Raw genomic sequence first — 26,704 nt, forward strand, 5'->3', positions numbered from 1 at the left:
TCGGCAGCGGTCGGCGGCGTCACCGGCTTCGCGACCCAGAACGGTGGGACCACCGGCGGCGCGGGTGGGCAGACGGTGCGGGCCACGACGGGGACCGCGATCCACGCGGCCCTGTGCAGTCGGGCCAGTAGCAGCACCCCGATCATCATCCAGGTCGAGGGGACCATCAACCACGGCAACACCAGCAAGGTGTCGGGTGCGAGCTGCAACACCGCCGACGGGCTGATCGAACTCAAGGACATCAGCAACGTCACGATCCTCGGTGTCGGCGGCGGTGCGGTCTTCGACCAGCTCGGCATCCACATCCGCAACTCCCGCAACATCATCATCCAGAACGTGACCGTCCGGAACGTCAAGAAGTCGGGCTCCCCCACGTCCAACGGCGGTGACGCCATCGGCATGGAGGACAACGTCCGCAACGTCTGGGTCGACCACGTCACCCTGGAGGCCTCGGGCGGCGAGTCGGAGGGCTTCGACGGCCTCTTCGACATGAAGAACAACACCCAGTACGTGACGCTGTCCTACAGCATCCTGCGCAACTCCGGCCGCGGCGGCCTCATCGGCTCCAGCGAGAGCGACCGCTCCAACGGCTTCGTCACCTTCCACCACAACAAGTACGAGAACATCGACTCCCGCACGCCCCTGCTGCGCGGCGGCATCGCCCACATCTACAACAACCACTACGTCAACCTCCACGAGTCCGGCATCAACTCCCGCGCCGGCGCCAAGGCCAAGGTCGACAACAACTACTTCAAGGACTCCAAGGACGTCCTGGGCACCTTCTACACCAGCGAAGCCGGCTACTGGCAGGTCAGCGGCAACACCTTCGACAACGTGACCTGGTCGGCGCGCAGCAGCGACCACAACCCCGCCGGCCCCAACCCGCAGTCCAACACCACCGTCAGCATCCCCTACTCCTACCGCCTCGACGGGGCCAACTGCGTGCCCGGCGTCATCAGCCAGACCGCCGGCGCCAACAAGGGCCTGCAGGTGTCGGACGGCAACTGCACCCCGCAGTCGCCCACGGCGGGGCCGACCAACCCCACCCCGGGCCCGACCAGCCCGACGCCGACGCCGACGCCGACCAACCCCACCCCGGGCCCGACCCAGCCCGGCGGGACCAACCTCAGCATCGGGGCCGGTTCCGACGGCTCCAGCAAGGCCGACGGGACGAGCTACGGCAACGTGCGCGACGGCAACCTGAGCACCTACTGGTCGCCCTCCGGTTCGACCGGATCCGTCTCCATCAAGTGGGGTTCGGCCACCACGGTCTCCACGGTCGTCATCCGTGAGCCGTCGGGTACCCAGGGCTCCATCGGATCCTGGCAGGTCATCAACTACAACACCGGCGCCGTCCTGGCCTCCGGCAGCGGCGCGGGCGTCATCAGCATTCCCCGGACCTCGCTGACCAAGATCACCTTCAAGATCAACAGCTCGAACGGCACGCCGAAGGTCGCCGAGTTCGAGACGTACGCCGGGTAGCAGCGCGGTCTCACCGCCCGTCCGGCAACCCCGGACCCGCGGGCGGTAGCAACTCGCCGGCATCGGCACCAACGACCGCCGCCGCTACCGATCCGCACCGCGACCGAGGGGCAGGGCCGCCACGTACGACGGCCCTGCCCCTCGGATCCGGCCCGGGCGGACCAACGCTGCCGCCTTTACAGTTGTGTCGATCCGTGTGAGCATGCCTACCGATCGATGTCGCCGATGACGGCTGAGCATCTCCAGAGGCCTGTGTTGCCTGGCCGTCGGACGCACCCGCCGCAGCACCTCACGCAGGCGGGACCGTCCCCGGCACATGAGGCACGAGAGAGTGCGGGGCAGTGCGGAACAGTCCGGGCAACCCGGCGACCACGGGGCTGGCGCGCGCCGCCCGGGCCGGCGACAGCGCCGCGGTCTCGCAGTTGCTCACCGCGCACCTTCCCCTGATCTACAACCTGGTCGGGCGGGCGCTCAACGGCCACGCCGACGTCGACGACGTCGTACAGGACTGCCTGGTACGGATCATTCGCGGGTTACCCGACCTGCGGGATCCGGACCGGTTCACCTCCTGGGTGGTGTCGATCGCCTACCGGCAGATCCAGGATCACTGGCGCGGGCGACGCAGAGCCGAGGTGCCGCTGCACGAGCGGGGGCAGGACCTGCCGGACCCGACCGGCGACTTCGCCGACCGGACCGTCGCCGAACTCCTGCTCACCGGACAACGGCGGCAGCTGGCGGAGGCGACCCGCTGGCTCGATGTCGACAACCGGCAGCTGATGGCGCTGTGGTGGCAGGAGGCGACCGGTGAACTGAGTCGTCCCGACGTGGTGGCGGCGCTCGGCACGTCCGAGGGCCACGTCGCCGTCCGGTTGCACCGGATGCGCACCCAGCTCGACTCCGCCCGCGCCGTGGTCGCGGCGCTGCGGCATCGCCCCCGATGCCCGGAGCTGACCATCCTGACCCGTTCCTGGGACGGCACGACGACAGGCCTGTGGCGCAAGCGGTTCACGCGTCACGTCCGCACCTGCCAGTTCTGCGCAGCCATGAGCAGGGAGCTGGTGCCACCGGAGCAGTTGCTGACCGGTCTGACGGCCGTTGCGGTGCCGGTCGGGGTCGCGGCGGCCCTGCGAGCGGCGGTCGAGGCGGAACTGGTCACGCCCGGGACGCTGACCGCGGGGCAGGGCGCCGCCGAGTCGTACGCCGGCAAGACGATCGTCGCGGGCGCGGCTGCGGTGGTTTCCGTCGTCGTACTCGCCCTGGCCGTGCTGGTCGCGCCCGGCGATCGGGGCGACGGCGTCGCCGCACCCCCCGCACGGAGTCCGAGCGCGACAACAGCGGGGCGGCCGACACCGTCCCCCACCGGACCCTCGCCCGCCCCCACGTCGCGGCCACCAGGCACGACCAGGGGCGTGGCCAGCGCCGACATCATCGTCGCGCCGGACGGCAGCGACAGCGGCGACGGCAGCCTGACCCGTCCCTTCGCCACCCTCAACCGGGCGGTCGAGGTGGTCCGGCCGGGGCAGACCATCGCGATGCGCGCCGGCACGTACCGGCTCACCCGACCGGTCAAGATCACCACCAGCGGTACGGCCGGCCGCCGGATCGTGTTGAGCGCCTATCGCAACGAACCGGTGATCCTCGACGCGGCCGGCCTGCCCGCCAGCGAGTGGGCGGTACACCAGCAGACGGGCTTCTGGACCGTGCAGGACCTGGAGGTCCGTGGCTCACGCAGCCACGCCTGGGTGTGCAGCGCCTGCTCGTACACCATCTTCCAACGGCTGTCCATGCACGACAACGCGCGTTCGGGGCTGACTCTGCGCGATCTCGGGACAGTCGGCAACAAGGTGCTCGACAGCGACTTCTTCCGCAACTACGACCCCGCCGACAACGGGGGTGCCGGTATCGGCCTGGGGGTGAAGTTCGGTGCCGGCCAGGGCAACGTGCTGCGGGGCAACCGGGCGTTCCACAACGCCGACGACGGCTTCGACTTCGGCGCGTTCGACAGCCCGCTCACCGTGGAGGGCAACTGGTCGTACGGCAACGGGCTGAACCGGTGGCGGGTGCCCGACTGGGACAGCAACGGGTACGGGTTCTCGCTGGGTGGCGGGCCGACCACCACGCGGTCCGGTCACCGGCTGCGCGACAACGCCGCCTGGGGTAACCGAGGCCACGGCTTCGGCGCCGAGGCCAACCGGGGCAACCTCAGCCTGAGCCTCAACACCGCCTTCGACAACGGCGGGGCAGGATTCGACCTGCCTGACGCCAGGGGTGTCGCGCGGGAGAACCTGGCCGTCGACAACAAGACCCCGGTGAACCTCGGCTCGGCTGTCGATTCCGCCGGCAACTCCTGGGACGGCGGACGGTGGACCCGATCGGCGTTCCGGTCGACGAACCCCTCGATCGCCGAAGGTGCACGGCCGCCGGACGGCAGGTTACCGAGCACCGACTACCTCCGTACCCGCGACGGCATCGGCGCGCGGATGTTCCCTGCCTGAGCAGATTTCTGTAATGCCTGTCGGCCTGACACTCCGAGGGCCCGGGCCCGGGGCCGGAGCAGGGAGGCGTACAGGTGAGACTCCTGTCGACACGACGGGCCGTGCTCGCAGCAGGCGTCGCCGGATGCGCCGCCGCGATGATCGCGGCGAGTGCGGTCACGGCGGTGCCCCCACAGTCACCGCCGGTCAGAACGCCAGGGCGAGGTCCGCCACCTCGGCGGCGCACCCCCAGGACAGGGTCACCCCGGCTCCGCCGTGCCCGTAGGCGTGCACCAGCCGGCCGCCGGACGGTCCGGCCCGGTCCACCTCGACGCGGGGGCCGCCGTGCCGGGCCGGCCGCAGACCGATCCGCTCGCCGAGCACCGGCACGTCGGCGAGTCGCGGCACCAGCGCGACGCAGCGGCGTCGGATCGCCGCCGCCTCCTGCGGGTCGGGCAGGGTGTGCCCCACTCCCGGCTGGTAGGTGCCGCCGAGCACCACGTCGTGCCGGCGCGGGTGCACGTAGGTGATGCCGGCCGGCTCGTCCTCGTCGCGTACCGAGACGGTCAGGCCGGGGTTCGCCACCAGCACCAGGTGTCCGCGCGCCGGGTGGACGGCCGGGTCGTCGGCGAGCAGGCCGGCGGCCAGGCCGGTGGCGTTGACCACCGTCGGCGCGGTGTCGAACGCCTCGGCGAGCCGGTCCAGGCGACGGCGGACGACCCGGCCGCCGCCGGCCTCCAGCTGCTGTCGCAGCCAGGGCAGGTAGCGGGTCATCTCCACCGCGGGGACGGTGAACCGCAGTAGCGCCGTGTACGGCGCAACGGCGGGTTCCGCCACCAGGTCGCCGCAGGCGTCCGCCCACCACGGCGGTGCGGCGTACGGACGGCGCAGCCACATCCGGGTCGGCCGGTCCACCACGCCCGGCACACCGTCGGCGCTCTGGCGGCGCAGCTCCGCGTACGTCTCCCGGGCCCAGCGCAGCACCCGGGGATCCTCGTCGGCGTGACTCGGGTACCACACCGCGGCGGCCACCGCGGAGACCGTGCCCGCCGGGTCGTCGGCGGTCAGCACGGTGACCCGCGCGCCCCGCCGTTGGAGGGTGACCGCCGCCGTCAGCCCGACCACCCCGGCACCGACCACCACCACGTCTGCCGCCGTCATCGCCCACTCCCGTGGCTCGTACCGTCGTGTTCGGATGGTGACGGTCCGAGCCGGCCGCCGTCCAGGCCGGATCACGGGCCCGCGACGCCCGCCGGCGGCCCGGTGTCGTCAGCCCTTCTCGGCGCCCTCGTTGCCGCCGCGCACGAAGTACCGTTGGAAGATCACGAAGAGGACGGCGACCGGGATGGTGGCCAGCAGCGCCGCGCCGAGTTTGAGCGGGTACTGGGTGCCCTTGCCGAGTGAGCCGCTGACCAGGTCGGCGAGCCCTCGTGGCAGGGTGAACAGGTCCGGGTCCTGGACGGAGACGAGACTGTGCGGGAATTCGTTCCAGGAGCCCTGGAACGACAGGATGGTCAGGGTGATCAGCGCCGGGCGGGCCATCGGCAGCACCACAGACCAGTAGGTGCGGAAGATGCCGGCGCCGTCGATGCGGGCGGCCTCCTCCACGCTGACCGGGATCGACTCGAAGAACTGTTTCATGATGAAGACGCCGGCGGCGTCGGCGAGCAGCGGCACGATCAGCCCGGCGTAGCTGTTGTAGATGCCGAGCTGGTTGAGCACCAGGAACTTCGGGATGAGCAGGACGACGCCGGGCACGGCCATCACGGCGATGACCGCGGCGAAGAGTCCGGCGCGGCCGCGGAAGCGTAGCCGGGCCAGGGCGTAGCCGGCGAGTGAGTCGAAGAAGACCCGGCCGAGGGTGACCAGCACGGTGACCAGCAGCGAGTTGCCCAGCCAGAGCGGGAAGTTGGTGCCGGCGAAGATTCGTTCGAAGCCGGCGGTGCTCACCGGGTCGGGGAACGGGGAGAGCGGGTTCGCCGCCGCGCCCGGCTCGGTCTTGAGCGAGTTGCCGAGCTGGATGACGAACGGGTAGAGGAAGACCAGCCCGAAGAAGATCAGGACGGCGTACCCGAGGATCCGGCTGGCCAGGGTGCGCGCGGCGCGGCGGTCGCGGGCCGCGACCGGCGGCCGGGTGGTGAGCGCGGTCATGACGACGACCCTCCTGGTACGCGCCGACGCCACCGACGACGGCCGGTGGGCGCGTCGGTGTCGCGGTCGGCCATCACCCGGCGCTGCACGAGGGTGAGCACGATGATGATGAGGAACAGCACGAACGAGATGGCCGCGCCCGAGCCGTAGTCGAAGTCCCGGAACGCGGTCCGGTACGACAGGTACGCCGGGGTGAGGGTGGTCTTGGCCGGCTCCCCCTGGCTCATCACGTACACCTGGTCGAAGACCTGCCAGGAGCCGATGAGGCCGAGGGTGAGCACCAGGAACGTGGTCGGCTTGATCATCGGCAGGGTGACGTGGCGGAAGCGCTGCCAGCGGGACGCGCCGTCGAGGGTGCTGGCCTCGTCGAGGGCCACCGGGACGCTCTGGAGCGCGGCCAGGAACATCAGCATGAAGGTGCCGGAGGTGGTCCAGACGACCAGGGCGATGATCGAGATCATCGCGACGCTGGGCCCGGCGAGCCAGTCCCACCAGCTCAGCCCGAACGGGCCGCCGTCGGCGAGGACGGCCGGCGCGGTGTCGAGCCCGAGCACGCCGAGCAGCAGGTGCAGCACCCCGCGGGAGTCGGCGAACCACTGGGGACCGTCGATGCCGAAGACGCCGAGCAGTTGGTTGACCGCGCCGGAGTTGGCGAACAGGAACAGGAAGACCACGCTGATCGCCACCGAGCTGGTCACCGAGGGGAAGTAGAAGGCGCTGCGGAAGAACGCCTTGCCGCGCAGCATCCGGTTGTTGACGATCAGCGCGAGGCCGAGGGCGAGCACGGTCTGCGCCGGCACGACGATCGCGACGTAGTAGATGTTGTTGCGGATGCTGGTCATGAAGTCGCGGCGGGCCAGCCCGTCCTCGGTGAACAGCGTCGTGTAGTTGTCGACGCCGACGAACGGCACGCCGGTGGTGAACGGGCTGCCCTGGCCGTTCCAGTCGGTGAGGCTGACCCAGAGCGCCATCAGGATCGGCAGCAGCAGGAACAGCCCGAGGATCACGATGACCGGGGCGACGAAGAGCCAGCCGGCCAGGTTCTCGTTGCTTCGGATGCCGCGTCCGGTACGGCGTGGGCGGCGTTGACCCGCGGTGGCCGGCGCCGCCAGTGCTTCGGTTGCCATCTCCCCTCCTTCGATTCGCGCGTGGCCGGTGGGGGCGCCGCCGGGCGGCGCCCCCGTGGGTCACGTCAGCCGCCGAGTGCCGCCTTGGCGTTCTTGTCGAAGGTGGTGAGGATGGTCTTCGGGTTGCCGTTGGCCAGGCCTTGCAGGCCGGTGTCGAGGTCGCCGACGACGCTGTCCATCTTCGGGGCGTTGACCGGGCCCTGGGCGTACTCGGCGCCGGCGATGAACGGCTTGTCGGCCGGGAACGCGGTGGTGTACTGGTCGCGGACGGACTGCCGGGACGGCATCACCCCGAACGCCTTGGCGAAGGTCATCTGCTGCTCGCCGGCGGTCATCGCCTCGACGAACTTGATCGCCTGGTCCTTGTACTTCGACTTGGCGGCGATGCCCCAGCACTGGGTGAAGGAGAGGGTGCCCTTGCCCTTCGGGCCGGCGGGCAGCTCGACGACGGTGTACTTGACGTTCGGGAAGTCGTTCTGCAGGGCGCCCTTGATCCAGTTGCCCTCGATGGTCATGACCGCCTTGCCCTTGCCGAACGCCTCGCCGGACCAGCCGGCGTCGAGCTGCTTGGGGAAGCGGGCCAGTCCTTCGGTGAGCAGTGACTTGACGTAGCTGAGGGCGGCCTCGTTCTGCGGGGTGTCGGCGGTGGGCTGCTTGCCGTCGGGGCTGAGCAGCCAGCCGCCGTTCTGGACGAGGAACGCGCCGATGCGGTCGCGGGTGTCGCCGAGGGCCAGCGGCACCTGCCCCTTGGCCTTGATCTTTCGGGCGGTGGTGGTGAGCTGTTCCCAGGTGGTCGGCACGTCGGCGTCGGTCAGCCCGGCCCTGGTCCACAGTTCGGTGTTGATCTGCAGGGCGAGGGTGGAGAAGTCCTTGGGCGCGCAGTAGAGCTTGCCGTCGTAGGTGAACGTGCTCCGCAGGCTGTCGTAGAAGTCGTCGGGGTTGCTGATCCGGTCGCCGTACGGTTCGAGCGCGCCGACGCTGGCGTAGTCGGCGAAGCGGGCCGCGTCGACGTAGAAGACGTCCGGCGGGGTGCCGCCGGCGAGGGCCTGGCCGAGCTGCTGGGTGAGGTCCTGGGCCGGGGTGACGGTGGCCTGGTTGCCGGAGCTGCTGGCCCATTTCGCGGCGGCGTCCTGCACGGCCTTGGTCTCGGCGTCGCCGGAGGAGCCGATCAGGATCTGCAGGTTGGCCGGTCCGCCGGACTGCGCGACGTCGGAACTGTCGTCGTCGAAGCCGCTTCCGCAGGCCGCGGTGGCGAAGAGGGCGACGGCGGCGAGGCCGGCCACCGCCGCGCGGGTGAGGGATCGAGGTGTCATCTGTTCTCCTGGTGGTGGGGGATGCGGTGCGCGGGGGACGTCAGGCGGTGCAGCGGCGCACCAGCGTGGGCTGGAGCAGCACCGGGGCGGGGGTGCGGTGCGGGCCGTCGAGGACTGCGGTGAGCAGGTCGACGCAGCGGGCGGCGGCATCACCGAGGGGCTGGCTGACGCTGGTCAAACCGATCGCGGCGGCGACGGGGGTGTCGTCGAAGCCGATCACCGGCACCGGGGAGTCGGCCTCGCGTACGGCCTGCAGGGCGCCGAGCGCGAGGGAGTCGCTGGCGCAGACCAGGGCGGTCGGCGGCGTGGCCATGGCGAGCAGGTCGCGGGCCCAGCGCTCGCCCTCACCGATGCCGTCGACGGTCTCTCTGGCCAGTCCGGCCGGGTCGACGCCGGCGGCGTGCAGGGTGTCGTGCCAGCCCGCGCGGCGGTCGTCGCCGACGCCGGAGCCGGCGGGCCAGCCGATCCAGCCGATCTGCCGGTGTCCTGAGGCCAGCAGGTGGCTGGTGGCCTGGGCGGTGCCGGCGGCGCCGTCGACGTCGACCCAGCAGTGCGCGTCGAGGTCGTCCCAGGGTCGGCCGAAGGTCACGAAGGGTACGCCGCGTTCGGCGAGCCAGGTGGTGCGGGGGTCGCCGTGGTCGGTGCCGGTGAGCACGAACCCGTCGAGGTCGTAGGAGCCGAGCAGGTCGTCGTAGACGGCGATCTCCCGCTCGGCGTCGGTGGCGGTGTAGAGCATGGTGCGGTAACCGGCGGCTTCTCCGGTCTCGGTGAGCCCGTGCAGGAACCGGTCGAGCACCGAGCCGTTGATGCCGTCGCGGGTGGGTTCGATCCGGGTGGCGATGAGCCGGGAGCGGCCGGTGCGCATCTGGCGGGCGGCCTGGTTGGTGCGGTAGCCGAGGGCGGCGATGGCGTCCTGCACCCGGCGGCGGGTCTCCTCCCGCACGATGTGCGGGGCGTTGAGCACGTTGGACACCGTTTGCCGGCTGACCCCGGCGCGTTCGGCGACCGTCGCGATGGTGACCTTGTCGGACACGTGATCCCTCTCGCCGTCTTGAACGATCCAATTCCGATGAGGCATTATTGGATCGTTCAAATCCCTCGGAATGTTTGGCACTTTGCACCGCCCGGGACGGCTTGTCAAGACGTCGTCCGCACCCCACAGGATCTGGAGACACCCCCGTGACCGAACGCCACCTGCAACCCCTGCTGCACGAGCTGGTCGGGACGGTCCTCGCCCCCACCAGCGCGCTGGGTGACCGGGCCGGGCAGATCCGCCCGACCGGCGTCCAGGGCGTCTTCCACGCCGACGCCCGGGTGCTCTCCCGCGCCGAGCTGCGCGTCGACGACCGGGAACCGGAGGCGCTCGCCCACGGCCCAGCCGGTCCGCACGGCACACGCTTCGTCGGCGTGGCCCGCTGGCTCGGCGACCCCGGCCCCGACCCCACCGTCCGCATCGAGCGGACCCGCCGCGTCGGCCCGCACGGCCTCGACGAGGAGGTCTGCGTCGTCTCCACCGCCGCCGTACCGGTCCAGGCCACCGTCGGGGTCGACCTGGCCTGCGACCTCGCCCCGATCGAGGTGGTCAAGTCCGGTGCCACGGCGACGCCGCTGAAGGCCGGCACCGGACCCTCCGGCGAGATCACCTGGACCGCCGACGGCGTCACGGTGACCGTCACCGGCGACGGCGCCACCGGACACGCCGACGGTGACCGGGCCGCCGCGCCCCGGCTCTCCTGGCCGGTCACCCTCGGCCCGCGGGAGACGGTCACCCTCCGATGGCGGCTACGCGTGCACGACCCACGCGCCGTGGTGGCCGCCCCGGCCGGCGAACCGGAGTGGGCCCACCCGCACCTGCGGGCCGACGACCGCCGGCTGGTCCGACTGCTCGACCGCTCGCTGGACGACCTACGCGGACTGCGGCTCGCCGACGCCACCGCCCCCGGGGACGTCTTCCTCGGCGCCGGAGTGCCCTGGTTCCTCACCCTCTTCGGCCGCGACAGCCTCTGGGCGGCCCGGATGATGCTGCCGCTCGGCACCGACCTCGCCGCCGGAACGCTGCGGGTGCTCGCCCGGCGCCAGGGCACCCGCGTCGACCCGGCCACCGGGGAGGCGCCCGGCAAGATCCTGCACGAGCTGCGCCGGGGCGAGTTCACCCTCGACGACGGGCTGCGCCTGCCACCGGCGTACTACGGCACCGTCGACGCCACCATGCTCTGGGTGTCGCTGCTGCACGACGCCTGGCGGTGGGGGCTGCCCGCCGAGAAGGTCGAGCCGCTGCTGCCGCACCTCGAGGCGGCACTCGGCTGGCTCGGCGACCACGCCGACGCCGACGGCGACGGCCTGGTCGAGTACGTCGACACCACCGGGCACGGCCTGGCCAACCAGGGCTGGAAGGACTCCGGCGACGCGGTCCGCTTCCACGACGGCCGGCTCGCCGCACCGCCCATCGTGCTCGCCGAGGTGCAGGGATACGCGTACCAGGCGGCGACCAACGGCGCCGACCTGCTCGACGCCTTCGGCCGCCCCGGCGCCGACCGGTGGCGCGGCTACGCCGCCCGGCTCGCCGAACGCTTCCGCACCTCGTTCTGGGTCGACGGCGGCCCGCACGGCCCCCGCCCGGCGCTCGCGCTGGACCGGGACAAACGCCCGGTCGACTCGCTGACCAGCAACATCGGCCACCTGCTCGGCACCGGCCTGCTGTCGGCCGAGGAGGAGACGCGGGTGGCGGCCCTGCTCACCGGCGACGCACTGGCCGGCGGCTTCGGCCTGCGCACCATGTCCACCGACGACGCCGGGTACAGCCCACTGTCGTACCACTGCGGGTCGATCTGGGCGCACGACACCGCGATCGTGCTCGCCGGGCTCGCCCGCGCCGGCTTCCGGGAGGCCGCGCTCGGCCTGGCCGAAGGGCTGCTCGGCGCCGCCGAGGCGTTCGACTACCGACTGCCCGAGCTGTACGGCGGTGACGACCGCGACCTGCTCGGCCGACCGACGCCGTACCCGGCCGCCTGCCGGCCCCAGGCGTGGTCGGCGGCGGCCGCGGTGCTGCTGCTGCAGGCAGCCACCGGGCTCTACCCGGACGTGCCCGCCGGCACCGTACGGCTCGCTCCGCTGGCCGGCGCGGAGCTGGGCGCGGTCGCCGTGACCGGACTGCGGGTGGCCGGTGTTCCGGTCGACGTCGCCGTCGACCGGGACGGCAGCACTGCCGTATTCGGGCTGCCCGGGCGGCTGCACGTCACCACGGAGCCGGTGGCGGGCAAGGCGGTGGTGCCGGCCCCCCGCTCCGCCGACGACAACGTCGCGCTCCCCCGCTGACCGGGAAAGGTTTCGCTACGCGCAACCCGCCCTCATCGGCGTACGCGGCGGCCGTCTGCTGCCGTGGTCGGCGTGGCGGTCAGCCGTAGGTGGGTCGAACGGCGACCGCGGCACCGGGTCCCCGCCCGGCAGTGGCACCGTTCCTGCCGCCGGTGCCGGTTCGTCGCCGCGCAGCGACCGTCAGGCTGCGGCCGCGTCCCGCAGCGCGGACCGCAACGCCTGCTCCTGTTCCGTCCTGCGCAGTCCAGGAGCGTGCGGGTCGGCCAGGGTGACGGCGGCCTTCCACACCGCCCACCCCCGGGCGCGACGCCACGTGTCGTCGTCGAGCCCGACAACGCGACGGAAGACCGGCCGCGTCTCGTCGGTGAGGTAGGTGTAGGCGATGACCAGGTCGCACGCGGGATCTCCCACCCCGGAGCAGCCGAAGTCGAGCACCCCCGCGAGGCGGCCGTCGGCGACGAGGATGTTGTCGGCGGCGACATCGCCGTGGAACCAGACCGGCGGACTCCCCCACTGGGAGGCCAACGCCTCGTCGATGACCTGCTCGACGGCCGACGACGGCACACCCAGCGACCGCAGCCCCGTACGCGCCTCGGGTGCGTAGTGCGCGAAGGCTCCGCCCCGGTACGCCGTGTCGGGCCCGGGCCGCGGGCCGTCGTCGGCGGGTACGGCACGCAACTCGACCAGGAACGCCGCGATGTCCGTGGCCAGTGCGGCATCGTCCAGCACGCGGGCGCGGGACAGCACCTGACCGTCCAACCACTCGCTGACCGACCAGGCGAACGGGTAGCCCAGCGCGGGGCGACCCAGGCCGATCGGCTTCGGCACCGCAACCGGCAGGTGCTTGCCCAGGTACGGCAGCCAGCGGCTCTCCTTGAGAACCTGGTGCGCGTACCCCTCCGCGCTCGGCAGCCGCACGGCCAGCCTGTCACCGAGCCGGAACGTGCGGTTGTCCCAGCCCTGTGGCGACGCCGCGACGATCGGCAGGGCGGCCCACTGGGGAAACTGGTCGGCGATCAGCCTCGCCGCGAGCACCGCGTCGATGTCCGGTACGACCGTGGCCATGCCGTCTTCCTCTCCGATGCTCGGGACGGGCGAGAGGGGCCGCTCAGCGTCGACAGGTACCCGCCCACGGGCTGTGCGCCGAACCCGTGGCATCCGAATCCCGACTGGTCTACCACTCGGGCCGTCGTACGTCGACTCTCCCGACGGCCGCTGTGGACCGGCGGGGGGCCCGTCAGCCCACCGGTAGAAGCGGATGGGGTGGCTGGCTCTGGCGGACTTTCTGGTGCCTGCGGATTCTGTCAGGATCCCTTTCGTGGTCACTGATTCGGTGTCGCTGGGGCGGCCGTTCTGGACGTTCTGGAGCGCTGCGGCTCTCGCCAACGTCGGTGATGGCATCCGGCTGGCCGCGTTTCCGCTGCTCGCCGCGTCGCTGACGACCAGTCCGGTCGGTGTGGCCGCGGTTACGGCGACCCAGGCGTTGCCGTGGCTGGTGACGGGCCTGCTCGCCGGGTCGTTGGCCGACCGTCGCGGCGCCCGTGCTCTGCTCGCCCAGGCAGACGTCGCCCGGGTGATCGTCCTGGCCGTCCTCGTGGTGGCTGTGGCGATGGGTTGGGCGTCTCTGCCGCTCCTCCTGCTGGCCAGCTTCCTGCTCGGTGTCGGGGAGACCGTGCGCGACACGGCGGCGCAGACAGCGCTTCCCGGTCTGGTGCCCGAGCGACTGCTCGAGCGCGCCAACGGGAGGCTGGCGGCCGGCGAGATCGTCGGCAACGAGTTCGTCGGCCCGCCGGTCGGCGCGGCGCTGTTCACGGTGGGCGCGGCGCTGCCGTTCGCGGCGAACGGTGCGTCCCTCGCCCTGGCGGTGATGCTCGTGCTGACCCTGCCGCTGAGCCTGGCCGCCCGCCCGCCGGTGGTGGCGACGACGCAGGTCGGCCAGGGCGTGGTGGCAGGTTTGCGATGGCTGGCACGCCATCGCGTGCTGCGGACACTTGCGGTGGTCACTGCCGCCGTCGCCGCTGCCGACAGTGCCTGGTTCGCAATCCTGGTTCTGTACGTGACCGAGCGTCTCGGCACCGGCGCGGCCGGCTTCGGTGTCCTGCTCGCCGTCGGAGCCCTCGGCGGTCTACTCGGCTCGCTCGTCGCTGATCGGCTCGTCGCGGGTCGCCGGCACCGCGCGGTCCTCACCGGCACGCTGGCCAGCACCGCCGGTGTCCCCGCGCTGCTCGCGGTGACCTCGCAGATGTGGGCCGCGGTGCTCGTCATCGTGGTCACGAGTGGCTCGTTCGCCGTACTCAACGTCACGGTCGTGTCGCTGCGTCAGCGTCTGGTGCCCCGAGAGCTGCTCGGCCGTGTGGTGGCGGCGGGCCGGACCCTGAGCTTCGGTGCCGCCGCCGCAGGTGCGTTGCTCGGCGGTGTGCTGACGTCGACGATCGGAATGGAGGCGCCGTTCGTGTTCAGCGCAGTGGTCGCAGTCACCGCGACCACGGCATGGTGGATTGCGTCCCGGCCATGACCCGGGCCACTGTCGACGTGGCCGGTCAGGCGTCATCGGCACCATGACGCATTTGGCTCGCTCATCTTCGCGCCGGCCGTACCAGCTCGCTCGCGGCAACCGGTAGGAAGGGACTGGCTGACCGGTCCACGGCAAGGGCAGCGCCTCCCGGGCCCGCGTGCCGGCGACGAAGAGCCGGCCGCGTTCCCGGAGCAGCGGCGCCTCCGGGGCCGGCAGTACCGCATCCGGTTCGGGAGGCGAGGGACTCGTGCAGCAGTCGACGGACCCGCCGGTGGGGCCCGCGGCGGCGCCGCCGCTCCCCCGGCCGCCACCACCGGCACCGTCACCGCTCGGACCGGTTTTGGGCCGCCCTTAAGCGCCCGAACGTGGGAGCCGTCGATCACCGCCCGGGACATGTCCAACTGGCCAGCGGCCCGCAGTCTGCCCAGCAGGACCTCGTGCAGCTGCTGCCAGACGCCGGCGTCGTTCCAGTCCCGCAACCTGCGCCAGCAGGTCATGCCCGACCCGAACCCGAGCTCTTGGGGTAGGTACTCCCACGGGATCGCGGTGCAGAGCACGAACAGGATCCCGCACAACACCTTCCGATCGTCGAGGGGCTTGCGGCCCGGGACCGGTGCCTGCGCGGCGGCCGGGGTGGCAGCAGCGGCGCGATCTCGGCCCACAGATCGTCCGAGACGATCCACGGCGGCTGCTCACCCCCCTCACGTTCAGACAGAACGATCCTCACGTCCCGAGGACACGCCCAACATCATTTAGTTAGGAGTTCTAAGTCCGACTCCTCCAGCTGAACAGGATGAACGCCGCCGCTTTACTGACGCGTGATGCCGACATATTCACAAACAGCGGTCATTTGGATCGCGGCGGTAATCATGCGCTCTTTCCGCGAAGCCTCATCTCTTCGACCTTTCGCGGCAATCGTCTTCTGTGCGTACTCGAGCAGCACCATTCCCCGGACGTTGACCTCGATGTAGGACGATTTTGCGGCGGCCTGACCGATCGAGAGCATCAGCGCTGGGTCCGGTTCGCCCGCATCACGCGAGGCTTTTGCCACCCGGATGCATGCATCCTGGGCGTAGTCATCGGCACTGACAGCCACACCAGCGGCAGTCGGGGCAGCGGGGCTCGGGGTGGTTACGGCCGAGGCGGTGGGGTGGACCTTCGGACGGTCGGCCCCAGAGCAACTTGCCAAGCTGGCGATAGCGGCCGCAGCAGCAACCCCGATGACGCATCTACGCATTAGCTAGTCCCCCTCGATTTGGGCGGTCACCGTTGCTGGATGTCACGGGAGCGTACGCGGCGTTGCGAGAGATGATCAAGAGGTAACCGGACTCGGCTCGACTCCCGCCGGCTGCCCGTAATCACAGCGAAAAGCGGGACGGTGCAGATCGACGCCGACGGCGTCCAGGTGTCCGCAAACCTCGCCGACGCCGGGAGCAGCAGCAGGTGAGAGCGCGAGATCAGGTCTGGGAGTGTGTCGATTTCCGCGTTTGGGCCTGTGTCGACCTCCCCGACAGAAAGTCCAACCATTGCATGTCGTTCAACCCAGTTAAGATTTCAAAGTTCGACGATACTCATACTCGCGCAACCTGGCGACGTCGCGGTACGACAGCTTGATCTCGATGCCGTCCAATTGCTTCTGCCACGCCTCCATGACCGAGTCAGCGGAGCTCCCGTCAAACTGCTTCTCGACAGACTCATGCGTGATGCTCGCCAGCGTGAGCTCTTGGCCGGACCGCAGGTAGAAGTCCGACTCGGGAAAAGTCCAGTAGTTCTTCCATATGATCGGGCGATCGAATTCGAATAGTTGCGCCATGTTGCGTACTCTGCGGCCATCCTTGCATATTTCCGACGCCGTAATGACCGCCGTGCCTGTTCCATAGTTTATGATCTTGATGGCCTTATAATCCATGAACTCTGATGTAAGGATGCCGAGCACGGGTTGAATGCTCGCTGCTGTAATCCTCTCGGTAACGTCCATCTGCATCTGAAATCTCGATGCTGTCCTCTTTTCGACTCGGAAGGCGACGACAAGAGCAGCTGCCGCTACTACAACTGAAGCAACGCCGCCGATCGTCTGTACCGCTGCAGCAACATCCATGCCTGCTCCCTTAGGGATTTCATCTCAGCATAGAGGTGAATCGCAAGCCCTGATCGCGACCAGTTCCACATACTCAACTCGGCATGTGCGGGCGGCGCCGACCTGCAACCTGGAGCCGCCGGTGCTGACGCCTTCGGGCGCCCCGAAGAGGTCACCGCGCCAGATGCCCTGGCCAGAGGGGTGGGGGTGGGATTCGAGTCTCAGCCTGCAGAATCCAAACCGACGCCAGCACGACAGAGCTCAATGCCTTACGTCGATGCGGCAAGACCGCCCCGACTGGCGTCAGCGAGCCCAGGACGAGAGCCGGCGCCAGCCAGGGCGGGGGCAGCGACGCCTGATTACTTCGGTCTTCTCTGGGAGGTCACGCCAACCCGCTCGACCACATCACCGCAGGCCAGAGCGCCTTGCCACACCCGACTTCATTGAGCACTTCGGACGCGGTGACCACTTCGCTGACCTGCGCCCAACCTGCACCCACTTGCAAGGCCAGCCCTTCCAACGGCTCCTTACCGCTCCGACCTGCGCATACTCCCCTGCCAGGCGGGATAGAACGCTGTCGACTGCTACTCAGAACCGCTGAGCACTCCGTGTGAAGCAGGACGCCGCACCGACTCTGACCAGCGAAAACGTGGAGCCGCAGGCAGGGGTGGGTGCAGTGGAGCGCCGTTCGATGCCGTTGAACGCAGTTCAAGGCCGTTCAGGGCACCCCACTGCTCCCAACCTGCTCCCCCGAACCAGTCCCGCACCGGACCAAACGACCGCCGACCGATCGTGAGCTACCGGCCCAATTCCTTGGCTTGCGCCAGCGCTGGCTCACGATCGCCGCGCCTTGTCGGCGGCAGATCAGACGTTGGTCGAGGGCCCTCAGGCGTAGCCTCGTACTGCCGCAGATCATGGTGGCTCGACTCGACCGCACGATCGATCACCGATTGGTTAGGCCGGGAAGGGCGTCCCCTTCGTCCTCACGGCTTCGGGAGGACCGCCGGCCGGTGGTTGGTTGGTTCCATGCTTGCCGCCGGAGGTGCGATCATCTTACGGTCTGCCACATCCATCATGTGCCGGGCACGGCGGCGAAAGCGTTCCGGGAGTGGCGGTGCAGTGTCCTCGACCTGTTCCCAGGTTCGGGATACCTCATGAAGCATTGCGGGCGAAACTACCGGGCTCGCGAGGATTTCCTCGGTTCTCCGACGTAGCGTCCCGTACTTCACGGCAGCGTACTTGTGTCGCTGAGCGAGCTGTGGGTAATTCCATATCAGCTGCGCAGTACTTAAGCCGGCCGCGATAAGACTCGCGACGCCAGTAGCGATCCGGATCTCAATACGCGTTGAAGCTGCTAACGACGCGAAGATGGCGGTACCAACGATAGAGCCGACAACTGCTGAGGCCACCCCTGTCACGCGGGCCCACTTGTCAAACGCTTCTCCCGCTAGGTTGTGGCCGATGTGCAGGGTGCGTATACCCATACGCCACCCCCGAAGAAGCTTTTGGCCATCCTCTGCGCTTCGGAGCTCAGCGGGTGTGGCTTTCTCTGGTGTCACAAGGTCACGGTGCCCGGCCGTGTGAGAGGTGACAAGGTCGGATGTCCGACACCTGCTCCTGACCTTCCGTCGTACGTCCGAGCAGTCAAAGACGGCCGCCGCTGCCGCTGTGGCGCCGTCATGTTCGCCGGCCGAACTGCAGCAAGTGTTCGCCGCGCTACTCGACGACCAGACCCTCCCTCCCCTCGAGGTCGTTCGGTGACTCGTGACCGGCGTCTGTGCCGCCGACGTGCCGTCCGAACAGGAACGATCCTGGCTCCGACAACTCGCCAGCGGCAGCACGGTGGCAGAGCTCGCAGAAAGGGCCGACTACTCGGAACGCATGATGGTCCGGCACCTGCGGCTCCCCCATGCTCGGCACGACACCCACGGCCTCGTCGACCACAGCCGGCGGAGCGGTCGGCCACCAAAATAGGCAGTCCCCCTCGACGCCGCGACCCGGGCGGCAACAGCGGGGTCTCTGCCCGTTGAGCGTGATCCCGTTGCTACACGCTTCCACAGATCGGCTGGTAGGCAGCGCGGCACCGGATCAGAGCGCGGCGGCGATGAAATATCCGCTCTGGTCGATGATCACGTGCGTGCTCCCTGAGCTGCCGTTGTAGACCGTGAGAGACGTCTGGTTGGCCTTGGTGAGGGTGAGATTCGAGGCGGTTTCCCCGGCAATGAAGTTGACGTTGGATGTCGTGGGTCGGGTCGTGAGATAGGGGTACGCGGTGAGCACGCCGGGCGCGGTCGGTCCCGTGATTGTCACGTTGCCCACGAGCGCGGTCGGGACAGGGCAGTTGATGTTGCACCCGGTGGTGAGGTTGGAGGGGTTGTCCCCGTAGTACTGGGCGTAGAACGATGCGGATTCCTGCGGGCGTAGGGAGCCGGGCTGGCGACCGAGCAAGCCTGTGCCGGTCCGACTGTCCACGATTCGCCTCGGACCGGACGGCACGTAGTGCTCCGTCGCGCCGGAGGCTGCCGACCCGAAGTAGCCGCCCAGGTCGGCCACGACGTGGGTGCTACCCGCACTGGCGTTGCGGATGACGATCCTGCCGTTGCGCACCGGCACGATCACCAGGTTCGGGATCGTCTGCCCGGCGACGAAGTTGAGGTTGGAGGCGACCGGTGCGGTCAAGCCGTAGGGGTAGACGGTGAGCACCCCGTGGGACGCCGGTTGGGTGACGGTGACGTTCAAGACCGCTGCGGTGGCGTCGGCGGGCAGCTTGGCCGACAGGTCCAGGACCTGGTCGGCCCTCGCAGGGATCGCCGCTGCGGTGCGGGTGTCGAGCACCCGGGCCGGTGACAGGGATTTGAAGCCCGAGCCCTGCGGGCCGTAGACGCCCTGCAGGTCAGCGACCAAGTGGACGGTTCCGCCGCCGCTGTTGCGCAACCGGACCTTGCCATTGGTGACCGGAACGGTTACCAGGTTCGCGACGGTCTCCTGAGCGACGAAGTTGACGTTCGAGGTGTTCGGCAGGGACCCCTGATCAGGGTAGACAGTGACGAAGCCGGCGGCAGTGGGCTGGGTGACGGTCACGTTCAGCACCACGGCGCTGATGTCGCCGATGGGAACCTGTCCTGTGCCCGTGATCGGCAGAATGACCTCTGTGTTCGGGGCCAGCGGGGTGGTGGTGGCGGTGCCGAGCGCGGCGCGGGTGTCCAGCAGCCGGGTCGGGGACAGCGGGGTGTACAGGGCGCCGACGACCGTGGACAGGCCGGGCTGCTCGTAACCCAGCCGTCCGTAACCACCTGAGGTGCGGAACCCGTCGAAGCTGGCCCAGACGTCGACACCGACGGACCCGGCCCTGCGGTAGGCGTGATCGAGGGTGGGAGTGTTGGTCACCCGCCAGAACCGTTCGTCACTGAACCTGAACGAGAAGGTTCCATTAGAGGTCCTAACAAAATGATGTCTGGGTGTTGTCCCTTGTGAAGGATGATCTACGATGTCGGGCCGTGAGACGTGGCGAGCAGCCGCCGTGGATCGTGCCGGACGGGCTGTGGCAGCGCATCGAGCCGCTGCTGCCCAAGCCTGAGCGCAATCCACGGCATCCGGGACGCAAGCGGATCCCGGACCGACAGGTGCTGTGCTGGATCCTGTTCGTGCTGCACACCGGCATCCAGTGGGAGTTCCTACCGCAGCAGCTGGGGTTCGGGTCCGGGATGACCTGCTGGCGGCGCTTGGAGGAATGCAACCGGGCCAGGGTGTGGCAGCGGCTGCACGAGCTGCTGCTGGCCGAGCTGCAGGCAGCCGGCAAGCTGGACTGGTCCCGCGCCGTGATCGACTCCTCGCATGTGCGGGCCGCCCGACGTGGCCCAGAAGCGGGCCGAGCCCGGTCGACCGTCCGCCCGGGCTCGAAGCACCACGTCCTGACCGAGGGCGCCGGCATCCCCCTCGCCGTGTCGCTGACCGGCGGCAACCGCCACGACGTCACCGACCTGATCCCGCTGATCGACAAGATCCCGCCCGTACGCAATCGGCGCGGCCGACCCCGCCGGCGCCCTGACCAGCTCGCCGGCGACCGCGCCTATGACCACGACAAGTACCATCGGGCGACACGCGGCAAGGGCAAACGTCCGCGGATCGCCCGCCGTGGCCAGCCTCACGGCTGCGGTCTCGGCATGTTCCGGTGGGTCCTCGAGCGGACGATCGCCTGGTACCACGGCATGCGACGACTACGCATCCGATGGGAACGCCGCGACGACATCCACGAAGCCTTCCTCGGCCTCGCCACCTTCATCATCACGTACCGGCACGTCGTACGACTTTGTTAGGACCTCTTATCCAACGACCGCCAAGAAATCCGAGTAGAACAGGCCAAGGCCGACCGCCACGCAGACGCCGGCAACGATCCAGAACCGGACCACAATATTGACCTCGCTCCAGCCGGCCAACTCGAAGTGGTGGTGCAACGGCACCATCCGGAAGACACGTCTACCGGTGGTTCGGAACGAGACGATCTGGATCACCCAGGTCGTCGTGATGATGACGAAGAGCCCGCCGATCATGACCGAAAGCAGCGTGGTGCGGGTTGCCACTGCGAGCCCGCCGATCAGGGCGCCGAGCCCGAGCGAGCCCACGTCACCCATGAAGATCCGTGCCGGGGAGGTGTTCCACCACAGGAAGCCCACGCAGGCGGCGGCCGCCGCCGCCGCGATCATGGCGATCTCCAGGGGATCCCGGACCTGGTAGCAGTAGTCGTTCACGCGGGCGTACGCGTCGTCGGCGCACCAGTGCCGGTACTGCCAGAAGCCGATCAGCGCGTACGCGCCGAGCACCAGGATCGACGCGCCGGTGGCCAGGCCGTCGAGGCCGTCGGTGAGGTTCACGCCGTTCGACATCGCCATGATCACGAAGACGATGACCATGACCGCGCCGGCCTTGCCGACGTTCAGCCAGCTGATGTCGCGGATGAGCGAGATGTGATCGCTGGCCACGGTCTGGCCGTTGGTGCTCGGCACGTAGAGCGCGGCGATGCCGAACCCGCCGCCGACGATCGCCTGGCCGAGCAGCTTGCCTTTGGCGGATAGTCCGTCGGAGTTGCGCCGGCGCACCTTGAGGAAGTCGTCGAAGAAGCCGACCGCGCCGCAGAAGACGAACAGCCCGAGTAGCACCAGGGCCGTCATGGTCGGCCCCTCCTGCGCGATCTGCCGCTCGGGCACGGTGGTCAGGGCGATGTGCCCGGCGACGTAGGCGAGGACGGTCGCCACGATGAAGACGACGCCGCCCATTGTGGGCGTGCCCTTCTTGCCCTGGTTGCTGGCGAGCCCGATGGATCGGATCGGTTGGCCGGCCTTGAGCGCGGTGAAGACGCGAATCGCCACCGGCGTGCCGAACAGGGAGATGATGAACGCGACCGCGGCCGCGACGATGACCGCCCTCACGGGCGAACCTCCACGAGATCCGGATTTCTCACGGCGTCCCCACCGCGCGATGCGTGTCGGATAGGTCGGCATGATGCGAGCCGCCGGCCGCTTCCTGCGCAACCCGCTCGATCTTCGCCCAGTACGCCTCCCGGGCCGCCGTGTCGATCTGCTCCTCGTACTCAGCCCTCACCCCGGTCCGGCCATCGAGCTGCTCACGCAGGATGTCAGCGTGTCCGGCATGCCGGGTGGTCTCCTGAAGGACGTGGACCATGATGTTGAACAGCTTGACGTCGGGCCGCGACCACCACGGCACGTGGCCAGGCGCGTCGATGGGAAGCTCTTCGATCGTCGCGTCCGCATGCCCCCAGGCACGCTGATAGAAGTCGATGATCTGTTCGCGGGTCTCGCCCGGGGTCACCCACAGGTCGCTACCGTCCGCGTCCTGCCATCGCCCCAGCGGCTCTGGGAACGGGCGGCCGAAGACCTCACCGAAATACCAGGCCTCCAGGGTCGCCAAGTGCTTCACCAGGCCAAGGAGGTTGGTCCCCGTCGCTGTCAAGGGACGCCGGACGTCGTACTCGGACAGGCCATCGAGCTTCCAGGCCAGCGCCTGACGTGTCCGCCTGAGCTGGCCGTGCAGATGGCCCTTAGCGAAATCCTCGATCATGGGACATGAGCTTGCCATCCGACGGCAAGCGGAGCAGCCCTGGACCTCACAGCGCCGGCGTTCGTAACTCGCCGACCCGAATCCGACGACGATCTTGCAGCGCCAGGCCCGGAGGTTCAACTTGTGTCCGAAGCCGCGGGGATAGCCATACGACAGGCATTCGGACAGTTCCGATAACCGACGTCACCATTTGACACAGTCCCGCGTTGTACGGGCCGCTATCCCGCCTGGCGTGGTGCTGGACGGCGAGCTGATTGTGTGGGAGCGCGGGCGGACGAACTTCGCACGGAGGCAGCGGCGCGTGACCGCCGGCCACGGCCTGCTGCGCCTGAGCCGCGTACCCGGCGCACTACGTGCTGTTCGACCTGCTCGCGGATGTCGATGGGCAGGTGCTCCTGGGCCTGCCGCTGTCGGAGCGGCGAGGCCGCCTCGAGCAGCTGATCGCCGGCGCACCGGCTCAGCTCGCGGTCACTCCGCAAACCGCTGACATGAGACAGGTGGCGAACTGGTTGATTCAGTGGAGCGTCGCGGCCGGCATTGAGGGGTTGGTGAGTAAGCGGCATGATGGGCGCTACGAACCGGGCCGGCGCGGCTGGTCGAAGTACCGGACCCACATCACCGTCGAGGCGATCGTCGGCGGCGTGACCGGCAACATCCGTCACCCGGACAGTGCCTTGCTGGGCCGGTTCGACCGGCGGGGGCAGCTGCGCTACACCGGCCGGACCCGTCCGTTGACCGTGTCACAGCGACACGAGCTTGCAGCGATGCTGTCCCCGGTAGGCCCTGCGCCACGTCGGCGTAGCGTCGTTCATCCATGGCCGCAGCCGCTGCCGGCCTCCTGGACTGGGCAGCTGGATCGCCCGGAGCCGCTGCCCTACGTGCAGGTCGACCCGAGCGTGGTGGTGGAGATCGACGCGGATGTCACCTTCGAGCGCCAGCGGTGGCGGCATCGGGTGAAGTACGCCCGCGCCCGCGCCGAACTGTCGGTCCACGACGTGCCCCTGCTGCTCGGCGAGCAGGAAGGCTACTTCGGGGAGCCGCAGATCGATGCTGTCCCTCTTCGGTGGCTCAATCTCCCACCTTCGCACGTGGCACGAGGATTGACCTTTTGCTGATAGTCGAGGCAGCCAGGAGTACACGGACCGTATCGTCGAGTGCACGGCAGGCGTGACGAGGTAAGGAAGCAGGGCGATGGCAGTGAGGATCGCGACCTTCAACGCCAACAACCTGTTCTCCCGCTGGTCGTTCCAGGCCGAGCTTCCCCGAACTGTGGCGCATCTTCCCCGAGCCGAGATCGCCGCAGAGGTCGCCGAGACGGTGAGTGCTCCGGGCGGTGGGCAACCGTCGGTGGTCGAGGTGGTCCTACCCGACGGCACCCGCATGAGCGGAGTCCTGCGCACCTTCCGCGGCAAACTCGTCAAGGGCAAGGACCCGAAAGCCCGGGAATGGATCGCCCGGCGCATCGCCGCTCTCAACGCCGATGTGCTGTGCCTGCAGGAGGTTGAAGACCAGGACGCCCTGGACGCGTTCCACCGCGATGACCTGCGCCCTCTTGGTGTCGACTACCGCTACCGCGTGGTGGTGGAAGGCAATGACCCCCGCCGGATCGATGTCGCCGTCTGCTCCCGGCTGCCGATCACCCGCATCAGCTCCTGGCGGTTCTGGCCCGACCGCACCGGCGAACCCGTGTTCGGCCGGGACCTGCTCCAAGCACAGATCGCCGCCCCGGACGGCAGACCACTGCACGTCTTCGTCAACCACCTCAAGAGCAACTTCATCACCGACGAACACACCCTCACCCCCGCCGAGGTCACCGCTGCCCGTGACGCGATCGCCCGACGACGCACCGAGCAGGCGACTGCAATCGCCCAGATCTTGCGTCGACAGCGACTGACCCGCCGCGTCGTGGTCACCGGCGACCTCAACGACACACCCGGCGCCGCCACCCTCACTGCCCTGCGCGAGGCGAACCTCACCGAACAGATCCACCAGGGCAGAACCACTGCTGGCCCCGACCGTGACGGCGACCTGATTGACGACATGTTTGCCGACCTGTCCCCGACCATCTGGACCCACCGCCACCGGGCCAAAGGCGTCACCACGTTCGCCCTCTACGACCAGATCTGGACCAGCCCGGACCTGACCGTCACCGCCGCGCACGTCATGCGCCGCACCCAGATCAGCGGCGACGGATCCGACCACGACCCCGCATACATCGACCTCGCACTGCCCTGATGGTCACGAGCCCAAGCCTTGGCCGGGCCGCGTTTCGCACAATCGGGTCGGCCGGGTTGGCACGAACAGCCCCGCCGTGCTGTCCGCCGCGGCCGGCCCGGTGAACCAGTCGGCCACGTCGGCCCCGAGGTGGGAGGGACTGCGTCACGTACAGCTTCACCGTGCCGTCTGGGGACAATGGAACCCACAATGCGATTCGAGATCGTCCCGTCCGCCTAGGAAATGTTGAGGTCGGCCGCCGTCCGACTCGCCTCCGAGGCGCCACAGGGGCATGACGAAAGCTGCCTTATCAACCTCTGGTAACGGGCACGGCCGTCTTGACACGCTACTCCTTGTTCAGGCTGACAATCACGTCCTGGTCGGCGCATGCCGTCTGCAGCCCGACATATGCGTGGTCAGCGGGCCCATGTAAGCCGGTGCCCCCATCTCCTGGTCTTTCGAGCTGCGACACCTGCCACACGACGTCCATGAGAGCTGTGCCGTGCTCGCGGATGTCTTCGTGGGGGGGTGCAGTCAAGGTCCGTGTGGGGGCCTCGCCACCGTAGGCTTGCCGGATCATGGCTGTTCGCGATACGCGCCACCTCTGGGCCCTGCTTGCCGTGCCGGCGTTCCGGCGGCTGCTGGCCGTGCGGCTGGGTGGGCAGTTCACCGACGGGGTGTTCCAGGCCGCTCTGGCGGGCAGTGTGTTGTTCAACCCGGACCGGCAGGCTACGCCGACGGCGATCGCGTTCGCGGCGGCGGTGTTGGTGCTGCCGTATTCGCTGGTGGGGCCGTTCGCGGGGGTGTTTCTGGACCGGTGGAGCCGCCGGACGGTGACTGTGGTGACCAACCTGGCCCGGGCCGGTGTCGTGCTGCCGATCGCCGTGATGATCTTTCTCGGGTCGGAAGGGCCGCTGTTCTTCGTCTCGACCCTGGTGGTGATCGGGTTGGGCCGGTTGCTGTTGTCGGGGTTGTCGGCGGCGACACCGCACGTGGTGCCTGACCAGCGGCTGGTGACCGCGAACGCGGTCGGCGGCACGGCGGGGTCGGTGGCGTACTCGCTTGGGCTGGGTTGTGCTCTGCTGCTGCTCCAGACCGTCTTCCCGGCAGGGAACGCCGGTTACGCCGCCATCGCCCTGCTCGCGCCGGTCGGCTACCTGCTCTCCGCAGTGTTGGCCCGGGTCTCCTTCGCCCACGACGAGTTGGGCCCCGACGAGGCCCTGCCGCACCGGCCGGGCCTCGCCGGGGAGGCGGTGGCGGTGGTGCGGGGCATGGTCGACGGGGTACGGCATCTGGGGCAGGCGCGCGGTGCCGCGTACGTGATGGGGGCTCAGGCGGGGTTCCGGCTGTTGTTCGGGGTTCTGGCGCTGGCGATGCTGCTGCTCTACCGCAACCGGTTCACCGGCGACGACCTCGACGGCGTGCCTGCGCAGTTGGGTTTGGTCTTCGCCGCGGGCGCGACCGGCGTGTTGCTGGCGGCGGCGGTGACTCCGGCGGTGGCCCGCCGGGTCGGCGGGTGGCGGTGGGTGGTCGGGTTGCTCGCGGCGGTGGCGGTGGCGTTGCCGGTGTTCGGGTTGCCGTTCGACCCGCTGCTGCTGGTGGTGGTCGTGCTGGTGGTCAACGTCGCCGGGCACGGTATCAAGATCGTGGTGGACACCATGGTGCAGCACGAGTGCGCCGACGCGTTCCGGGGGCGGGTGTTCGCCGCCAACGACACGGCGTTCAACCTCGCCTACGTGCTCGGCATGGTGGCCGCGTCCCGGATCATCCCCGACGACGGGCGTTCACCGGTGCTGCTCGGTGTCGCCGCGGCCGGCTACGGCTGCCTCGCGGTCGGTTACGCGGTTGCCGCCGGCCGGTGGGCGCGTAAGGCGGGGGACGACATCGCCCTCCGGGTGGGGACGATGCCGGTGGTCGAGCGGTAGCCGCTGGCGACAACGGCCACGGCGGAAGGTGCCGCC

Annotated in this window: 20 protein-coding genes and 1 pseudogene; 8 read left to right on the forward strand and 13 right to left on the reverse strand. The window is 69.5% G+C overall.

Translation table 11 applies throughout. The features are described from left to right. Both ACPFP2_RS25805 and ACPFP2_RS25810 read left to right on the forward strand, forming a co-directional pair. A partial coding sequence (locus tag ACPFP2_RS25805; protein ID WP_424092244.1) for a pectate lyase family protein occupies positions 1 to 1,482 on the forward strand: 1,482 nt, incomplete at its 5' end. Between the two features lie 341 nt (positions 1,483 to 1,823). Continuing rightward, a complete protein-coding gene (locus tag ACPFP2_RS25810; RefSeq protein ID WP_424092246.1) occupies positions 1,824 to 3,977 on the forward strand; it encodes a sigma-70 family RNA polymerase sigma factor in 2,154 nt (717 codons plus the stop codon). Between the two features lie 186 nt (positions 3,978 to 4,163). Here the strand turns inward: ACPFP2_RS25810 and ACPFP2_RS25815 are convergent, their stop codons facing one another. From ACPFP2_RS25815 to ACPFP2_RS25835, 5 genes are all read right to left on the reverse strand, one after another. Further along, positions 4,164 to 5,117, reverse strand: coding sequence for an FAD-dependent oxidoreductase (locus ACPFP2_RS25815; protein WP_424092248.1), 954 nt, complete (start codon positions 5,115 to 5,117; stop codon positions 4,164 to 4,166). 108 nt (positions 5,118 to 5,225) lie between these two features. After that, a complete protein-coding gene (locus ACPFP2_RS25820; protein ID WP_424092249.1) occupies positions 5,226 to 6,107 on the reverse strand; it encodes a carbohydrate ABC transporter permease in 882 nt (293 codons plus the stop codon). Beyond that, positions 6,104 to 7,234 (reverse strand): carbohydrate ABC transporter permease, encoded by a 1,131-nt coding sequence (locus tag ACPFP2_RS25825; RefSeq protein ID WP_424092250.1) that lies wholly within the window; start codon positions 7,232 to 7,234, stop codon positions 6,104 to 6,106. Before ACPFP2_RS25825 ends, ACPFP2_RS25820 begins: the two co-directional genes overlap by 4 nt. A gap of 65 nt (positions 7,235 to 7,299) precedes the next feature. Next, positions 7,300 to 8,547 carry a sugar ABC transporter substrate-binding protein gene (locus ACPFP2_RS25830; RefSeq protein WP_424092252.1) on the reverse strand — a complete coding sequence of 416 codons (1,248 nt, stop codon included), beginning with the start codon at positions 8,545 to 8,547 and terminating at the stop codon, positions 7,300 to 7,302. Between the two features lie 40 nt (positions 8,548 to 8,587). Further along, positions 8,588 to 9,580 (reverse strand): LacI family DNA-binding transcriptional regulator, encoded by a 993-nt coding sequence (locus tag ACPFP2_RS25835; RefSeq protein WP_424092254.1) that lies wholly within the window; start codon positions 9,578 to 9,580, stop codon positions 8,588 to 8,590. A 146-nt stretch (positions 9,581 to 9,726) separates the two neighbouring features. Between ACPFP2_RS25835 and ACPFP2_RS25840 the strand changes: the two genes are divergently transcribed. Further along, positions 9,727 to 11,862, forward strand: coding sequence for a glycogen debranching N-terminal domain-containing protein (locus ACPFP2_RS25840; protein WP_424092256.1), 2,136 nt, complete (start codon positions 9,727 to 9,729; stop codon positions 11,860 to 11,862). 180 nt (positions 11,863 to 12,042) lie between these two features. On the opposite strand, the gene ACPFP2_RS25845 is transcribed toward ACPFP2_RS25840, so the two are convergent. Then, positions 12,043 to 12,927, reverse strand: coding sequence for an aminoglycoside phosphotransferase family protein (locus tag ACPFP2_RS25845; RefSeq protein ID WP_424092258.1), 885 nt, complete (start codon positions 12,925 to 12,927; stop codon positions 12,043 to 12,045). Positions 12,928 to 13,120: 193 nt separating this feature from the next. On the opposite strand from ACPFP2_RS25845, the gene ACPFP2_RS25850 reads away from it, so the two are divergent. Beyond that, positions 13,121 to 14,377 (forward strand): MFS transporter, encoded by a 1,257-nt coding sequence (locus ACPFP2_RS25850; protein ID WP_424092260.1) that lies wholly within the window; start codon positions 13,121 to 13,123, stop codon positions 14,375 to 14,377. Positions 14,378 to 14,715: 338 nt separating this feature from the next. On the opposite strand, the pseudogene ACPFP2_RS25855 reads toward ACPFP2_RS25850, so the two are convergent. From ACPFP2_RS25855 to ACPFP2_RS25875, 5 genes and pseudogenes are all read right to left on the reverse strand, one after another. Next, positions 14,716 to 15,056: pseudogene (locus ACPFP2_RS25855) on the reverse strand (transposase); the annotation flags it as partial. Between the two features lie 129 nt (positions 15,057 to 15,185). Next, positions 15,186 to 15,473, reverse strand: a complete 288-nt coding sequence (locus tag ACPFP2_RS25860) for a hypothetical protein (RefSeq protein ID WP_424092262.1) — start codon at positions 15,471 to 15,473, stop codon at positions 15,186 to 15,188. 450 nt (positions 15,474 to 15,923) lie between these two features. After that, a complete protein-coding gene (locus tag ACPFP2_RS25865) occupies positions 15,924 to 16,475 on the reverse strand; it encodes a hypothetical protein (protein WP_424092263.1) in 552 nt (183 codons plus the stop codon). A 962-nt stretch (positions 16,476 to 17,437) separates the two neighbouring features. Then, positions 17,438 to 18,295 carry an SLATT domain-containing protein gene (locus ACPFP2_RS25870; protein ID WP_424092265.1) on the reverse strand — a complete coding sequence of 286 codons (858 nt, stop codon included), beginning with the start codon at positions 18,293 to 18,295 and terminating at the stop codon, positions 17,438 to 17,440. Between the two features lie 247 nt (positions 18,296 to 18,542). After that, entirely contained in the window at positions 18,543 to 19,841 is a 1,299-nt protein-coding gene (locus tag ACPFP2_RS25875) for a hypothetical protein (RefSeq protein WP_424092266.1), read from the reverse strand. Between the two features lie 137 nt (positions 19,842 to 19,978). Here ACPFP2_RS25875 and ACPFP2_RS25880 point away from each other — a divergent pair, with 137 nt between their 5' ends. After that, entirely contained in the window at positions 19,979 to 20,770 is a 792-nt protein-coding gene (locus ACPFP2_RS25880; protein WP_424092336.1) for an IS5 family transposase, read from the forward strand. 6 nt (positions 20,771 to 20,776) lie between these two features. Here ACPFP2_RS25880 and mraY read toward each other — a convergent pair whose 3' ends face one another. Both mraY and ACPFP2_RS25890 read right to left on the reverse strand, forming a co-directional pair. Next, complete coding sequence (gene mraY / locus ACPFP2_RS25885; RefSeq protein WP_424092337.1) at positions 20,777 to 21,880, reverse strand: phospho-N-acetylmuramoyl-pentapeptide-transferase; 1,104 nt, start codon at positions 21,878 to 21,880, stop codon at positions 20,777 to 20,779. Between the two features lie 28 nt (positions 21,881 to 21,908). Beyond that, positions 21,909 to 22,529 (reverse strand): DinB family protein, encoded by a 621-nt coding sequence (locus tag ACPFP2_RS25890; RefSeq protein WP_424092268.1) that lies wholly within the window; start codon positions 22,527 to 22,529, stop codon positions 21,909 to 21,911. 353 nt (positions 22,530 to 22,882) lie between these two features. On the opposite strand from ACPFP2_RS25890, the gene ACPFP2_RS25895 reads away from it, so the two are divergent. The 3 genes from ACPFP2_RS25895 to ACPFP2_RS25905 all read left to right on the forward strand — a co-directional run bounded on the left by ACPFP2_RS25895 (position 22,883) and on the right by ACPFP2_RS25905 (position 26,668). Further along, the gene (locus tag ACPFP2_RS25895) at positions 22,883 to 23,644 is read left to right on the forward strand and encodes a hypothetical protein (protein ID WP_424092270.1); all 762 of its coding nucleotides are present in this window, start codon (positions 22,883 to 22,885) and stop codon (positions 23,642 to 23,644) included. Between the two features lie 76 nt (positions 23,645 to 23,720). After that, the gene (locus tag ACPFP2_RS25900) at positions 23,721 to 24,764 is read left to right on the forward strand and encodes an endonuclease/exonuclease/phosphatase family protein (protein ID WP_424092271.1); all 1,044 of its coding nucleotides are present in this window, start codon (positions 23,721 to 23,723) and stop codon (positions 24,762 to 24,764) included. A 557-nt stretch (positions 24,765 to 25,321) separates the two neighbouring features. Next, positions 25,322 to 26,668, forward strand: a complete 1,347-nt coding sequence (locus ACPFP2_RS25905) for an MFS transporter (protein WP_424092272.1) — start codon at positions 25,322 to 25,324, stop codon at positions 26,666 to 26,668. Positions 26,669 to 26,704: the final 36 nt, after the last annotated feature.

This window comes from Micromonospora citrea (genome assembly GCF_049629545.1).
Classification (GTDB): Bacteria; Actinomycetota; Actinomycetes; order Mycobacteriales; family Micromonosporaceae; genus Micromonospora; species Micromonospora citrea_A.